This is a genomic window from Mycobacterium gordonae (assembly GCF_017086405.1).
Classification (GTDB): domain Bacteria; phylum Actinomycetota; class Actinomycetes; order Mycobacteriales; family Mycobacteriaceae; genus Mycobacterium; species Mycobacterium gordonae_D.
In genome coordinates this window covers 3684234-3698732 of sequence record NZ_CP070973.1, presented here as the reverse complement: position 1 = coordinate 3698732, position 14499 = coordinate 3684234, and the positions used below count along the sequence as shown (strand labels likewise).

Genomic DNA, 14499 nt, shown 5'->3' with positions numbered 1-14499 from the left:
AGGACGCAGACACCGGCATGGGTAGGCACAGCAAGCCCGACCCCGGGGATTCCCTGCCCGGGGGCGAACCCGCGCCGTACGACGAGGAGCCTTTCGGCGAGCCCGATGACGAGGCTTTCGGTGCACCGCACCAGCCGGAGCCGGAGCCGGAGCCTGGGCCGCTTGCCGACACCTGGGGTCAGGGTCGGTTCGGCGGGGAGTACGCGCAGCCGGTGGCCGATGACTACCCCGACTTCGGGTTCCGTCCGTCCGCCCCGGAGCCTGCGGCCGACGTCGAGCCGCCGGAGGCAGAGCCGTCGGCTGCGACTCCCCCGCCGTCACCGTTTCGGGCGAGTCACCGCGGGCTTCGCGACTGGCAGGGTGGCCACCGCAGCGCCGGTGGCCGGCGCGGGGTCAGCATCGGGGTGATAGTGGCGCTGGTCACCGTCGTCGTCGTGGTCGCCGGGGTGATCTTGTGGCAGTTCTTCGGTGACGCGTTGTCGCACCGTTCGCACACGGCCGCCGCTAATTGCGTGGGGGGCAAGGACTCCGTCGCCGTGCTGGCCGACCCTTCGATCGCTGACCAGGTGAAGCAGCTTGCCGAGGGCTACAACAAACAGGCGGGCCCCATCGGCGACCGGTGCGTCGAAGTCACCGTCAAGCCGGCCAACTCCGACGCCGTCATCAGCGGCTTCATCGGAAAGTGGCCGGCCGAGCTGGGCAACCAGCCGGGCCTGTGGATTCCGGGTAGTTCGGTCTCCGCGGCCCGACTGTCCGGCGCGGCAGGGCAGAAGATCATTAGCGACAGCCGGTCGCTGGTGAGTTCGCCGGTCCTGCTGGCCATCCGGCCGGAGTTCAGCCAGACGCTGTCCAAGCAGAACTGGGCCGCACTGCCCGGGCTGCAATCGAACCCGACGTCGTTGGGCAACTGGGGATCGCTGCGGCTCGCGCTGCCGGTCGGCGGCAACGGCGACGCGTCCTTCCTAGCCGGCGAGGCCATTGCCGCGGCGTCGGCACCCGCCGGCGCACCCCCGACGTCCGGCAGCGCCGCCGTTCGCACGCTGGTGAGCACGCAACCCAAGCTGCCTGACGACTCTCTGAGCGAGGCGATGAATGCCCTACTCAAGCCGGGCACCAAGGCCGATGAGCTGGCCGCGGCGCCGGTGCACGCCGTCATCACCACCGAGCAGCAGCTGTTCGTGCGCGGCCAGTCGATTCCGGATGCCAAGAGCAAGCTGGGATCCTGGATTCCCCCCGGCCCGGTCGCGGTGGCCGACTACCCGACCGTGCTGCTGAGTGGCTCCTGGCTCAAGCAGGAGCAGACCACCGCCGCCAGTGCCTTCGCCCGCTACATGCACACCCCGGAGCAATTGGCGAAGCTGGCCAAGGCGGGGTTCCGGGTCAACGGTGTGAAACCGCCGAGCAGTGAGGTGACCAGCTTCGCGTCGCTGCCCGGCACGCTGTCAGTCGGCGACGACGCCACGCGCGCCACCTTGGCCGACACCATGGCCACTCCGTCGACCGGGGTCGCCGCCACGATCATGCTCGACCAGTCCTTGCCCAACGATGACGGCGGCGGCAAGACCCGACTCGCCAACGTGATCGCGGCACTCGACAGCAGGATCAAGGCATTGCCTCCCACCGCGGTCATCGGACTGTGGACGTTCGACGGCCGCGAGGGGCGGGCCGAGGTGCCGGCCGGGCCGTTGACCGACCAGGTCAATGGTCAACCTCGGTCGGCGGCGCTCGCAGCTGCCTTGGACAAGCAGTATTCGTCCGGCGGCGGGGCGGTCTCGTTCACGACGCTGCGCATGATCTACCAGGACATGCAGGCCAATTTCCGCGCCGGTCAAGAGAATTCCATATTGGTGATCACTGCTGGGCCACACACCGACCAAAGTCTGGATGGTCCGGGGTTGCAGGACTTCATCAAGAACAGCGCCGACCCAGCCAGGCCGGTCGCGGTCAACGTGATCGACTTCGGCGCGGATCCGGACCGGGCCACCTGGGAAGCGGTTGCCCGGCTCAGTGGCGGGAGTTACCAGAACCTGGCGACCTCGACCGGGCCCGATCTGCCCACCGCGGTCACCAATTTCCTGAGTTGATCGCCGAGGTAGTCGATGCGCGTCGAATTCACCCCGGACCCCCAGTTGTACCCGTTCGAGTCGCGGTGGTTCGACAGCTCGCGGGGCCGCGTCCACTACATCGACGAGGGCGACGGGCCACCCATCCTGTTCTGCCACGGTAATCCCACGTGGAGCTTTCTCTATCGCGACATCATCGTCGCGCTGCGGCACCGATTCCGCTGCATCGCACCGGATTATCTCGGTTTCGGTCTCTCCGAACGACCGCCGGGTTTCGGCTACAAGGTCGATGAACACGCCCGCGTCGTCGGTGAGTTCGTCGATCACCTGGGGCTCGAGGGGTTTGTGACCATGGGGCAGGACTGGGGAGGTCCGGTCAGTATGGCCGTTGCGGTCGAGCGTGCCGACCGGGTCCGCGGAGCGGTGCTCGGCAACACCTGGTTCTGGCCGACGGACGTGTTGACCACGAAGATCTTCAGTCACGTGATGTCCAGCCCACCCATGCAATATGCGATCCTGCACCGCAATTTCTTTGTGAAACAGATGATTCCGATCGGGACGACGCGCCGGCTCAGTCCGGCGGTGATGGAGCACTACCGGGCGGTGCAGCCCGACGCCGAAGCTCGCCGGGGCGTGGCCGAGATGCCGAAGCAGATTCTTGCCGCTCATCCCCTGCTCGAGCGACTCAGCCGGGACGTCCCGGCCAAGCTTGGTGCCAAACCCGCACTCTTCGTCTGGGGTATGAGGGATTTCGCGTTCCGTCCGGGGCCCTCGCTGCCGCACATGCGCGCGGCATTCCCCGATCACGTATTGGTCGAATTGCCGACCGCCAATCACTTCATCCAGGAGGATGCCCCCGACGAGATCGCCGCGGCGATCCTCGACCGGTTCGGCTGAGCTAGGCGAAGGCCTCGACCGGCGGACACGAGCAGACGAGGTTGCGGTCGCCGTAGGCGCCGTCGATGCGCCGGACCGGCGGCCACACCTTGGGCCGGAACGTCTTTCCCAGCGGATAAGCGGCTTCCTCCCGCGTGTACGGGTGATTCCACTCGGCTGTCACCAGGCACTCGGCCGTGTGCGGCGCGCCGCGCAGCGGGTTGTCGTCCACCGGCCATTGCCCCGAGCCGACCCGGTCGATCTCGCGGCGGATGCCGATCATCGCCTCGCAGAACGCGTCCACCTCGGCCAGGCTTTCGCTCTCGGTGGGCTCCACCATCAGCGTCCCGGCCACCGGGAAGCTCATGGTCGGTGCGTGAAAACCGTAGTCCGCCAACCGCTTCGCAACATCGTCGACCGTCACGCCGGTCGACTTGGTGATGCCGCGCAGATCCAGGATGCACTCGTGGGCCACCATGCCGTTCTCACCGGTGTACAGCACCGGGAAGTACTCGTCGAGGCGGCGCGCGATGTAGTTGGCCGACGCGATCGCCGTCAGCGAGGCCGCCCGCAGACCGTCACCGCCCATCATCCTGATGTAGGCCCAGCTGATCGGCAGAATCGACGCTGACCCGTAGGGTGCGGCGGAGACCGGGTGTCCCTGCGGTAACTCGGATGCGTAGGGGTGGCCGGGCAGGAATTTCGCCAGGTGCGACCGCACCGCCACCGGTCCGACGCCGGGGCCGCCGCCGCCGTGCGGGATGCAGAACGTCTTGTGCAGATTCAGGTGACTGACGTCGCCCCCGAATTTACCCGGTCGGGCCAGGCCCACCAGCGCATTCAGGTTGGCGCCGTCCACGTAGACCTGGCCGCCGGCGTCGTGCACGGCGGCGCAGATGTCGGCGATGTCGTGTTCGTAGACCCCGTGTGTGGACGGATAGGTGATCATCAGCGCCGAGAGCCGGTCCGCGTGTTCGCCGACCTTGGCCCGCAGATCATCGAGGTCGACGTCGCCGTTCTCGTGGCAGCCCACCACCACTACCCGCATGCCGGCGAGCGCGGCCGAGGCCGCGTTGGTGCCGTGCGCGCTCGACGGGATCAGGCAGATGTCGCGGTGCGGTTCGCCGCGGGCGGCGTGATAGTCGTGGATGGCCAGCAACCCCGCGTACTCGCCTTGCGAACCCGCGTTGGGCTGCAGCGAGACGGCGTCGTAGCCGGTGATAGCAACCAGCCAGCTCTCCAAGTCGGAGATCAATCGGCGCAGGCCCGGAGTGTCGGAGACCGGGGCGAACGGGTGCTGGCGACCGAACTCCGGCCAGGTGATCGCCTCCATCTCCGCGGCCGCGTTCAGCTTCATGGTGCACGAGCCGAGCGGAATCATGCTGCGGTCCAGGGCGATGTCCTTGTCCGCCAAGGTGCGCAGGTACCGCATCATCGACGTCTCGGTGCGGTACCGGTGAAAGGCCGGATGAGTCAGGAATTCTGATGTGCGGGTAGCGATATCGCTCCCCGCGGGCTCGCTGGCCGACACCCCGAACGCCTCGAGCACCGCGGCGACGTGAGCGTCGGTGGTCGCTTCGTCGCACGCCACCGACACGTGGTCGGCGTCGACCCGCCAGAGGTTGACGCCGCTGGCCTTCGCCGCGGCCACCACTTCGTCCGCGCGACCCGGCACATGCGCCAGCACGGTGTCGAAAAAGCGGTCGTGCACCAGCGCCTCGCCCAGCGCTCCGGCGATGCTCTCGGCATGCGAATGCACCCTGCGTGCGATGGCGGTCAGTCCATCAGGACCGTGATAGCTGGCGTACATGGCGGCCATCACCGCCAGCAGCACCTGCGCCGTACAGATATTGCTGGTCGCCTTGTCGCGGCGGATGTGTTGTTCACGGGTCTGCAGCGCCAGGCGGTAGGCGTCGGCGCCATCTGAGTCTCTGGAAACCCCGACCAGCCGGCCCGGCAACTGCCGGGCATGCTTAGTGTGCACCGCCAGGTAACCGGCGTGTGGGCCGCCGAATCCCATTGGCACGCCAAACCGTTGGGTGCTACCGAACGTGACGTCGGCACCGATCTCACCCGGTGGCGTCACCAAGGTCAGGGCGAGTAAGTCGGCACCGATGGCCACCAGCGCGCCACGGTCGTGAGCCTGCTGCACCAGAGCCGTCCAGTCGGTGATCCGGCCGCTGGCCCCGGGCAGTTGGGCGATGACGCCAAAGAATTCACCCTCGGGCAGGCCGTCACGCAGGTCGGCGGTGACGATCTCGATATTCAGTGGCCTGGCCCGGGTGGCCAGGATCGCGGCAGTCTGCGGGAACACGTCCACGTCGACCGCCAGCCGGTTCGCCGGGCCCCGGTATGCGCGGTGCATCATTGTCATCGCCTCGGCGGCCGCGGTGCCCTCGTCCAGCATCGAGGCGTTGGCGATCTCGAGGCCGGTGAGGTCGGTGACCATGGTCTGGAAGTTCAGGAGTGCTTCCAGCCGGCCCTGGCTGATTTCGGGCTGGTACGGCGTGTAAGCGGTGTACCAGGCCGGGTTCTCCATGATGTTGCGCAGCAGCACCGGCGGCGTGAGCGTGTCGTAGTAACCCTGCCCGATCATGGACACCGCGACGGTGTTGCTGTCGGCCAGCGCCCGCAGTTCGGCCAGCGCTTCGGCTTCGGTGGCCGCCGGCGGTAATTGATCCAGGCCAGGGGCGAGGCCGCCGGGGGTCAGCGTGTCGAGTATGCCGCTAGGCACCGCCTTGGCGGCCAGTTCATCCAGCGAGCCGACGCCGATGACATCGAGCATTGTCGCAACGGCAGAGTCGTCCAAACCGATGTGCCGGTCTGCGAACGTGGAAGGGTCGGGCGTCGATTTTCCAGACACGAGGCGAATCTCCTGACATAGGGCACCACTGGACACGGGGCCCTCTCCCTCTGTCTTTACCCGTGCGCCGGGCGCCTGAGAGATTCGGCGCGTGTGGCGCCTTTCCCCATCGGCGGGCTGTGCTTGATGACCGTGTCCGGTCAAGCCGCTTTCCAGAGGCATCGTTATCTCGGGCGGTCCGGGTGCCTGAGAGGTTGACGGAGAGGTATTGCTCCTTCGGCGTCTGTGGCTGGCGGCCACAGAACTCTCCCGCGCGAGAGCGATGCGGCTACCAGTTTACGCCGCCGATCGACTAGCCGATCTTGCGGTCGCGGTGCTTGCGACGTGAGGCCAGCTCGTCCTCCGGCGCGGCGATCGACTCGCCGCCGTCGGCCCGCTCGCCGGGAAAATCGGCGATGACGCCGGTCAGCTCGCGCATTGCGCCGGACACGGCGATGCCGAAGACGCCCTGACCACCCTGCAACAGGTCGACGACCTCTTCGGCCGAAGTGCACTCGTAGACACTCGTGCCGTCGGAGAACAGGGTGATGTTGGCCAGGTCCTGCACGCCGCGTTGGCGCAGGTGATCGACTGCGACCCGGATGTTGTGCAGGGAGATGCCGGTGTCCAGGAGCCGCTTGACGATCTTGAGGACCAGAATGTCCTTAAACGAATAGAGGCGCTGGCTACCCGATCCGGCCGCGCTGCGGATCGACGGCACCACCAACGAGGTACGGGCCCAGTAGTCCAGCTGGCGGTAGGTGATCCCGGCGATCTGACATGCGCTCGGTCCGCGGTAGCCCACCAGTTCATCCGGCACCGAATCGTCGGGGAACAGGCCGGGCTGTACGGGGCCGGCGGCGCTGTTGGTGGCTTTCGCCGCGGTGGCCGGGTGGTCGGCAAGATCCAGCTGTCCTTGACGTGGCTGCTCGCTCACGGTGCGTCCTCTCGCCGATCGCGCTGTTGTCACTAGCTGCGGCACTGGCTGCCCCAACAGCCACGTTCTCTCAGGTTCGAGTGTTAGAAAGCATACGCTGTCCGGTGGCTGCTGTGCTGTGGTCGATCATCAACTCGTCACCAAAGTATGGCTGCAGTCCGGATGAGTCAGCGATATCTCCCAGGCGTGTCGACATTCCGTTGTGTGATATGAGATGCATCCGTGACGTTCGGTGGGTACCGGGTGTGCCGGTCAGGTCGCCTTGAAGTCGTCCGGGGAGACGCTGTCGAGAAACTCCTTGAACTTCTCCACCTCGTCCTCGCGGACGGCGCTGCCGGCCTCCTCGTCGCCCTCGTCGGGAATTAACAGACCGGCCTGGGCGAGGACTGCCTCCTCGACGTAAATAGGCACACCGACGCGCAGGGCGATCGCCACCGAGTCCGACGGCCGGGCCGACACCTTGATGTCGCGGTCGAAGATCAGGTCGGCGTAGAAGGTGCCTTCCTGCAAATCCACAATACGCACCTCTTTGAGCGAATGGCCAAGCGCCGCAATGAGATCCCTGATCAGGTCATGGGTGAGCGGGCGGGGTGGCTCCACCCCCTGTTGCTCCAGCGCGATCGCCGCAGCCTCCGACTGCCCGATCCAGATCGGCAGGTAGCGGTCACCATTTGCCTCGCGCAGCAGCAGCACCGGCTGGTTCTGGGGCTGCTCGACACGAATGCCGACAACACGAACTTCACCCATCTGTGTCTGCCCTCCGCGCGCGCTGCTTGGACTCGATTCGCCGAATACCCGCTGTCGAGGAAAGTCTAGTCCTCAGCGGTGCAGTACGTCGCGAACGGCGGACTTGATCAGTGAGGTGTGCAATGTGATTGCCAGCGCGGCGACCTCCCGAGCCAGGTCGTCGGCACGGTCACGTGCGCCGGCTTTGTCAGCCTTGACCAGTGGCCCGGCGATCTGGGCGATCAGATCCGATTGCCGATCGGCCGCAGACCGGAATGCCCGCAGATGTCTGGGCTCGACCCCGTAATCGGCCAGCGCCCGCGCACACTGAAGAATCACCACGGCGTGTTCGTCGAAAAAGCCGCCCGGCCCGGTGGTGATGACGCCGGCTTTCAGCAGGGCGGTCAGCAGCCCGTCGTCCACTCCGGAACGCTCGAGCAGGTCTTCGCGGCTGAGGCGGATGCGAGTGGGTGCCACAGCGGCGGGGTCGGCCGGGCCCGCCTCGGGTCCGGCGCTGTCGGCCACCGACACCAATCGCGGTACGCCGTAAGGCGATCCGATGGCCGGCAGTTCTCCATCGGGCAAGGCGTCCAGCTGAGCCCTGATCACCTTCAGAGGCAGATAGTGGTCCCGCTGGGCGGTGAGGATGAACCGCAAGCGCGCGCAGTCGTATGCGGTGAACCTCCGATAACCCGACGCCGCGCGCTGTGGCGTCACCAGCCCTTCGGCCTCCAGGAAACGGATCTTGGAGATCGTGACGTCGGGAAAGTCGGGTCGCAGCAAGTCCAGGACCGCCCCGATCGACATCCCGGCGAGCGCAGGGCTATCGGGCGCGGTCACTGGCCCCCGGATCCCCCGTCGTCGTCACCCTTGGGGCCGGTCAGAAATACCAGGCGGAACTTCCCGATCTGGACCTCGTCCCCGTTGGCCAGCACGGCGGAATCCACCGGCTCGCGATTGACGTACGTGCCGTTTAGGCTGCCGACGTCGACGACGTTGAACTCGCCGCCTTCCAAACGGAATTCGGCGTGCCGGCGGCTCACCGTGACGTCGTCGAGGAAGATGTCGCTGTCGGGGTGCCGACCGGCGGACGTGATGGCCTGGTCCAGCAAGAAGCGTGAACCGGCGTTGGGTCCGCGTTTGACGACCAGCAACGCCGAGCCCGCCGGGAGTCCCTCCACCCCGGACACCGAACTCTCGCTACCCGACTGCGCGGGCGCGTCCAGTTCGTTGAGGAAGTCGGCGCGGAAGACCGAGGTCGTCTCCACGGTGACTTCGTCACTCTGGTCGTTATCCATGTCCGTCACCCGCTGCTCCTCACTGGCCGCTGTGGCGTTATCTGACCGGGCCGTTTGGCCGGTCGCCCACTCGGATCTACCGCCTGCACTGCGCTGCTGTTCACTGCTTGAAATAACCGATGTCTTGACCGTACCGCGCACGAGTCGGCAGTGTGCCGACCCCTGCAGGATCCTAAGCCCGACATCCCGGCTTCTCCTAGATCTGTACCGAATCCCCCGACCGGTCCCGCATCCTGCCACGCAACGCTTTCGGGACCTTAGCAACTGTCATTCGGTGAGCGTGCCGCGGTACGCCTCCGCGTCGAGCAGTTCGGCGATCGCGGCATCGAGTGCGCCGACGTCGGCGCCGTCGACCTGGAGTTCCACCAGCCAGCCTTCGCCGTAGGGGTCGGAATTCAACAACTGCGGCGTGCTCTCCAGGTCGCCGTTGACCGCCGACACCTTGCCCGATATCGGCGCGTAGAGGTCCGAGACCGATTTCGTCGATTCCACCTCGCCGAACGAATCGCCGGCCCTGAGCTCGGCGCCCACGTCGGGCAACTGGACGAAGACGACGTCACCAAGCGCCGACTGAGCGAAATCGGTGATCCCTACCCGGATGGTGTCTTCTGCGCTGCGGCGAACCCATTCGTGCTCGGTGGTGTAGTGCAGATCGGACGGGATATCGGTCACGGTGATCCTGTTCTGGTCGGGTGGTTCACTTGCCGGGCTGAGCGTATTGGTGCGGTTTTGGTTGTCGCAAGGTGGCCACTTCAACGCGGTCGGCCTGCTGCACCGACATGCGTCCGCCCACTCGCTTGACGCTGTCCTCTGCCCCACCTGGAATGTTCATGGCCGCCGCCAGGGTGGGCGGATCGCCAATCGCCAGAAGGGAATACGGCGGGGAGAACGCCTTACTGTCGATGGTGAGGGCACCCGCCGAACCGGTGACCCAGGTGTCGACGCCGACTCGCACGGACTGGCGGGTGTCGTTGATCTGGATCGCTTCGGCGCCCGCCGCCCGCAACTCGTTGATGATGTCGAGCATCACTTCGGGTGCCACTCCGGGCCCGGGGTCGTCGATCTTCACCGTGACACCCGGGCCGGTCGCGCCCACGGCGCCGGCCAAGATGGACAACGCGGCCAATCTTGCCTGCGCGCTTTCGATGGCGGCCTGATCGGTGTTTCCCGAGGCCTGCAATGTGTTGAGGGTGTTCTGCAGGTCGGCCACCTCGGTGCTCAGCGTCGCCTCACGCTGACGCAACGAGTCCAGCAAGACCAGCAAGTCCGCGGGACGGGCGTTATCCAGCGAATCGCCGGACTCGTTCTGCCGGACCTGAGTAACGATCGCGATACCCAAGACCAGGCACAACAGCACCGCCAGAGTGCCGAACACCAACCGGGATCTCCCGCCGGTCACCATGGCCCGCAGCCCGGTTCGGCGCACGATCTCGGCGCGCGGACGGTCGCCCGGCAGCTCATGACGGCCGTGCTGGGTGGGCTTGTCGTTGGGGCCGTTCGGCGTCTCGGACATGTCCGTCACGCTCCGAACAGCCGGCGTCGCAGTGCGGCCGCATTGCCGAAGATCCGGATACCGAGTACGACGATGATCGCCGTCGACAGCTGGGTCCCGACGCCCAGTTGGTCGCCGACGTAGACGATCAAAGCCGCTACCAGAACGTTGAAGACAAACGACACGACGAACACCTTCGGGTCGAAGATGCGTTCCAGATAGGCGCGCAGCCCGCCGAATACCGCGTCCAGCGCGGCGACCACCGCGATCGGCAGATACGGCTGGATGACCTCCGGCACGCTCGGATGGAACACCAGCCCCAGCACGATGCCGATGACGAGCGCGGCGATACCGATCACTTGGGCCCAATCTCTTTGGCGAACTTGATGTCCCGGATCGCTCCGGCGGGCAGAGCCAGACCGTCGCCGAGGTCCACGTTGACCCCTACCCCGTAGGAGCTTTCCAGCAGCCTAAGCCGACGCAAGCCGGGACTGCGGTCAAAGGTGTCTCGCATTGCGTTCGGCGGACCGACCGCCAGGATGGTGTAGGGACTGGTGGTCGGGTTGTTGTCGACCAGAATCGCGCCACCCGCCTGCCGGATCGTGACGTTGGGGCCGATCCGGGCGCCGTCGACCGAAATGGCCTCCGCCCCACTGGCCCACAGCGAATTCACGACCAGTTGCAGGTCGCGGTCGAGGATGATCTGCTGGCTGCCGCTGACCCGCTGCTTGGACGCATCGGAAAGGTTGGGCCCGGCACCGGGGTCGGTCACGGTCACGGTCAAGCCGGGGCCTGTCACCGGCGTGCTGGCCGCCGCCAGACTCAGCGCGTCCAAACCGTTGAGCAGCCGTTGGCCCTCGGCGTCGTCGGCCAGGGCGAGGCGCTGCACCTGGTTGACCTCCGCCGCCAGCGCACTGCGCTGCTTGGCCAACCGGGTGGCCGTTGCCTGCGTCAGGCGAACATTGGTGGCCAGCAGCTGCTGCGCCGAGCGCACTCCGGGCGCGACTGAGCGGGCCTGGGCGACCGCGGCTGCGAACACGGCTGCCACCAGGGTCGCGGCCAGCGCCTGCCACAGCCAGCCGAACGCGCGGTCGCGACGGCTGTCGGGTTCGCCGCGGCGGCGGCGTTCGGCGGCCGCCGCGGCGTAGCCGGGGTCGAGATGCTCGGACAGCAGCGCGCGCAACAGCGAGGGCAGCGGAATCCGTTGGGGCCGCGCGGCATGAGTGCCGTAGCCGGCGTTGGGGTCGTAACCTCCGAGCAGCCGATCCGGGTCAGGCATGCTTGACCTTCGGCATCCGGCGCATCACCAAGGCCATCTGGACGATGTAGAGCACGAATGCCCAGAGGTACATGTACAGGCCCCAGCCCAGAAACGCCCAGCCGCACGCCAGCACGACGCGGCTCCACAGCGCGTGCCACTGTCCCAGCAGGACCAACGGGAACCCGGACATCAGCGCGAACGTCGCGGCCTTACCCACATATGTGACAGGCAGCGCCGACAGGCCGCGGCTCCACAACAGCGGCAGCGTCCCGGCCAGCGCCGCGTCGCGAGCCAGCAGGGTCAGCACAAACCACCATGGGGCGATGCCGCTGATCGCGAACACGATCGGCACGGTCACCATGTAGAGCCGGTCGACGGCCGGATCGAGCAGCATGCCCAGCCGCGACTGCTGGTCGAGCAGCCGGGCGATCTTGCCGTCCGCCCAGTCCGAAACCCCACTGAACATCAGGATCGCCACCGCCCAGCTGTGGGTGTGCGTGACCAGCATCAGATAGACGAAGACGGGGATGAGCACGAGTCGGACGACGCTCAGCACATTGGGCACCGTCAGTACCCGGTTCTGCGCGAGCACTGGCTCCATGTGCCGTGACATTAGCCCGGTGACGATGCGGTCCGCACGGCGGACCGAGGACTCAGCGGAAGACGCCGGGCAGGCTCAGGGTGGAAAGCGTGTCGTCGGACAACGGGTTGTCGTTGACCATGTACGTCCACGTGGACGTGGGGCGGGCCAGCTTGGACAGATCCAGGCCCTGCTCGTCCTCGAGGATGTTCGCCGTCTCGAAGGTCTGTTGAGCGGCCTCGATGGCGTCGGCAGCCAGCGATGCGAACGCGTCCACCGCCATCCGGTGGAACTCGTCGAGCGGATTCTGCCGCCCTAGGGCGCGCAAATGGATGCTCTCGCGGATGTCGGCCAGGTAGGCCAGGTGGTCGGCCCAGCCGCGGTCGAGGTGGTAGAGCATGATCAGGCGGCAGATCTTCTCCAACCGTTCCTCGGAGACCTCTTCGCGCAGCTCCTTGTACCGCTTGGGCGCCAGTTCCTCCAGCTCCTCACGCGCAGTTGGCGTGCGCAGCAGAGTGTTTCGCCGATCGACGATGATGGCGCGCTGCTGGGCGATGAGCTGGTTGTAACGCCAGGTGTTCGCGTGCACGTCGAGCAGCCGGCCCTCGGCGACCCGTTGCGCATGGTCGAGCAGAGTATTGGTCTTCGGGCTGAGGATGCGGCCGTCCTCGTCGGTTTCGGTGGGCAGCTTGTTGCTGTCAAGATTGGCCGCCACCACGTCGTCTTCCCAACTTGAAAAGAACACCGACGAACCTGGGTCGCCCTGGCGTCCCGCTCGGCCGCGCAGCTGATTGTCCAGACGCTCGGTGTGGTGTCGGCCGGTGCCGACCACATGCAACCCACCCAGCTCGGCAACGCGGTCGTGGTCGGATTCGTCGGACCCGCCCAGGCGGATGTCGGTGCCGCGCCCGGCCATCTGGGTGGATACCGTGACCGAGCCATAGGTCCCGGCTTCGGCGATCACCTGGGCCTCTTCGGCGTCGTTCTTGGCGTTGAGCAGTACTGCGGGCACGCTGCGGCGGGTCAGCCGCTCGTAGAGATCCTCGGACTCTGCGACGTCGCGGGTCCCGACCAGGACCGGCTGGCCGGTCTCGTGCACGTCGGCGATGTGCTCGACGATCGCGTCGTTCTTGGCGGCGGCGGTGATGTAGACGCGGTCCGACTCGTCCTCACGGATGTTCGGGGTGTTCGGCGGAATCGGCGACACGCCGAGCTTGTAGAACTGGCGCAGCTGCTCACCGGCGGCCAGCGCGGTGCCGGTCATGCCGCAAACGGTGGTGTAGCGGTTGATCAGTGCCTGGACGGTGATGGTGTCGAGGACCTCGCCGGTCTCGGTGGTCTCGATGCCCTCCTTCGCCTCGACGGCGGCCTGCAGGCCGTCCGGCCAGCGCTGCAGCTGGGCGATGCGGCCACGGGAGGCGTTGATCAGGTGCACCGCGTCGTCGCGCACGATGTAGTGGACGTCGCGCTGCAGCAGTACGTGTGCGTGCAGGGCGACGTTGACCTCGGTGAGCGTGGTGCCGACGTGCTCCTCGGAGTACAGATCGATGCCGCCGAGCGCCTTCTCTAGCTTGCGGGCGCCCATTTCGGTCAGGTGGACGTTGCGGCTGTCGGCGTCGGTGGCGTAGTAGTCCTCGGCGTTCTTGTGGTGGACGAGCTGGCCGACCAGCTTGATGATCTCCAGCCGCGGAGTCTCCCGGTGGGTGGTGCCGGCGAGCACCAGCGGCACCAGCGCCTCGTCGACCAGCACCGAGTCCGCCTCGTCGATCAACGCGACATCGGGATTGGGCGACACCAGGTCGTCGACGTCGGTGACCAGCTGGTCGCGCAGCACGTCGAAGCCGATCTCGTTGACCGAGGCGTAGGTGACGTCGCAGTCGTAGGCCGCCCTGCGGTCGGCACTGGTCGACTCGGCGGTGATCCAGCCGACGGTCAGTCCCATCGCCTCGATCAACGGTCCCATCCATTCCGCGTCGCGGCGCGCCAGGTAGTCGTTGATGGTCACGACGTGCACGTGGCGACCGGCCAGCGCGTAGCCCGCCGCCGCGATCGCCCCGGCCAACGTCTTGCCCTCACCGGTCGCCATTTCGATCACGTCGCCGGCCAGCATCCGCAGCGCCCCGAGCAACTGGACATCGAACGGCCGCAGCCCCGTCGCACGCTCGGCCGCCTCGCGCGCGATAGCGAGAAACTGCGGAATGTCCGAGGAGTCCGCAAGATCGTCCAGGTTGAGCAGCCCCGCAGCCTTGCGCAGCTTCTCGTCGCTGAGATCGGCGGCTTCCTTCTCGTACTCCTCGGCATCGGTCACCACGGCCATCGAGCGGCTGCGGTTCTTTTCCGTTGTGGCGCCGAGCAGGCGCCAGAAGCGGCTGCTCAGCCGTCCGGGCTGGGAGCGGGTGGTCTTCGGCACAGCTAAACGGTACG

At 66.9% G+C, this 14499-nt stretch carries 13 protein-coding genes and 2 riboswitches; of the genes, 2 read left to right on the top strand and 11 right to left on the bottom strand.

Features of this window, described 5'->3' with window-relative positions; genetic code table 11:
* Positions 1–17: 17 nt before the first annotated feature.
* Positions 18–2084 carry a substrate-binding domain-containing protein gene (locus JX552_RS15625; protein ID WP_205872983.1) on the top strand — a complete coding sequence of 689 codons (2067 nt, stop codon included), beginning with the start codon at positions 18–20 and terminating at the stop codon, positions 2082–2084.
* Positions 2085–2099: 15 nt separating this feature from the next.
* Positions 2100–2960, top strand: coding sequence for a haloalkane dehalogenase (locus JX552_RS15620; RefSeq protein ID WP_205872982.1), 861 nt, complete (start codon positions 2100–2102; stop codon positions 2958–2960).
* Between the two features lies 1 nt (position 2961).
* Here JX552_RS15620 and gcvP read toward each other — a convergent pair whose 3' ends face one another.
* The 11 genes from gcvP to secA2 all read right to left on the bottom strand — a co-directional run bounded on the left by gcvP (position 2962) and on the right by secA2 (position 14485).
* Entirely contained in the window at positions 2962–5802 is a 2841-nt protein-coding gene (gcvP, locus tag JX552_RS15615) for an aminomethyl-transferring glycine dehydrogenase (protein WP_205872981.1), read from the bottom strand.
* A 40-nt stretch (positions 5803–5842) separates the two neighbouring features.
* A riboswitch (glycine riboswitch) is annotated at positions 5843–5966 on the bottom strand.
* Positions 5967–6064: riboswitch (glycine riboswitch) on the bottom strand.
* Between the two features lie 30 nt (positions 6065–6094).
* Positions 6095–6718, bottom strand: coding sequence for a MerR family transcriptional regulator (locus JX552_RS15610; RefSeq protein ID WP_205872980.1), 624 nt, complete (start codon positions 6716–6718; stop codon positions 6095–6097).
* A 252-nt stretch (positions 6719–6970) separates the two neighbouring features.
* On the bottom strand, positions 6971–7465 hold the full coding sequence (locus tag JX552_RS15605) for a bifunctional nuclease family protein (RefSeq protein ID WP_205872979.1): 495 nt from the start codon (positions 7463–7465) through the stop codon (positions 6971–6973).
* Positions 7466–7537: 72 nt separating this feature from the next.
* The gene (ftsR, locus tag JX552_RS15600; RefSeq protein ID WP_205872978.1) at positions 7538–8284 is read right to left on the bottom strand and encodes a transcriptional regulator FtsR; all 747 of its coding nucleotides are present in this window, start codon (positions 8282–8284) and stop codon (positions 7538–7540) included.
* Positions 8281–8742 (bottom strand): glycogen accumulation regulator GarA, encoded by a 462-nt coding sequence (garA, locus tag JX552_RS15595; protein ID WP_205878472.1) that lies wholly within the window; start codon positions 8740–8742, stop codon positions 8281–8283. The genes ftsR and garA overlap by 4 nt, the downstream gene beginning before the upstream one ends.
* A gap of 267 nt (positions 8743–9009) precedes the next feature.
* Positions 9010–9414, bottom strand: a complete 405-nt coding sequence (gene gcvH, locus JX552_RS15590; protein ID WP_205872977.1) for a glycine cleavage system protein GcvH — start codon at positions 9412–9414, stop codon at positions 9010–9012.
* Positions 9415–9439: 25 nt separating this feature from the next.
* Positions 9440–10255, bottom strand: coding sequence for a DUF881 domain-containing protein (locus JX552_RS15585; RefSeq protein WP_205872976.1), 816 nt, complete (start codon positions 10253–10255; stop codon positions 9440–9442).
* A gap of 5 nt (positions 10256–10260) precedes the next feature.
* Positions 10261–10593: a small basic family protein gene (locus JX552_RS15580; protein ID WP_055579108.1), complete on the bottom strand. Its 333-nt coding sequence runs from the start codon at positions 10591–10593 to the stop codon at positions 10261–10263.
* Complete coding sequence (locus tag JX552_RS15575; protein ID WP_205872975.1) at positions 10590–11513, bottom strand: DUF881 domain-containing protein; 924 nt, start codon at positions 11511–11513, stop codon at positions 10590–10592. Before JX552_RS15575 ends, JX552_RS15580 begins: the two co-directional genes overlap by 4 nt.
* Positions 11506–12096 (bottom strand): CDP-alcohol phosphatidyltransferase family protein, encoded by a 591-nt coding sequence (locus JX552_RS15570; protein ID WP_205872974.1) that lies wholly within the window; start codon positions 12094–12096, stop codon positions 11506–11508. The genes JX552_RS15575 and JX552_RS15570 overlap by 8 nt, the downstream gene beginning before the upstream one ends.
* A 52-nt stretch (positions 12097–12148) precedes the next feature.
* Positions 12149–14485, bottom strand: a complete 2337-nt coding sequence (secA2, locus tag JX552_RS15565; protein WP_205872973.1) for an accessory Sec system translocase SecA2 — start codon at positions 14483–14485, stop codon at positions 12149–12151.
* Positions 14486–14499: the final 14 nt, after the last annotated feature.

What these genes read in the sequence shown, in the direction of transcription:
- JX552_RS15625 (WP_205872983.1), top strand. Translation starts at nt 18, where the DNA reads ATGGGTAGGCACAGCAAGCCCGACCCCGGGGATTCCCTGCCCGGGGGC.
- JX552_RS15620 (WP_205872982.1), top strand. Translation starts at nt 2,100, where the DNA reads ATGCGCGTCGAATTCACCCCGGACCCCCAGTTGTACCCGTTCGAGTCG.
- JX552_RS15605 (WP_205872979.1), bottom strand. Translation starts at nt 7,465, where the DNA reads ATGGGTGAAGTTCGTGTTGTCGGCATTCGTGTCGAGCAGCCCCAGAAC.
- garA (WP_205878472.1), bottom strand. Translation starts at nt 8,742, where the DNA reads ATGGATAACGACCAGAGTGACGAAGTCACCGTGGAGACGACCTCGGTC.
- JX552_RS15585 (WP_205872976.1), bottom strand. Translation starts at nt 10,255, where the DNA reads ATGTCCGAGACGCCGAACGGCCCCAACGACAAGCCCACCCAGCACGGC.
- JX552_RS15575 (WP_205872975.1), bottom strand. Translation starts at nt 11,513, where the DNA reads ATGCCTGACCCGGATCGGCTGCTCGGAGGTTACGACCCCAACGCCGGC.
- JX552_RS15570 (WP_205872974.1), bottom strand. Translation starts at nt 12,096, where the DNA reads ATGGAGCCAGTGCTCGCGCAGAACCGGGTACTGACGGTGCCCAATGTG.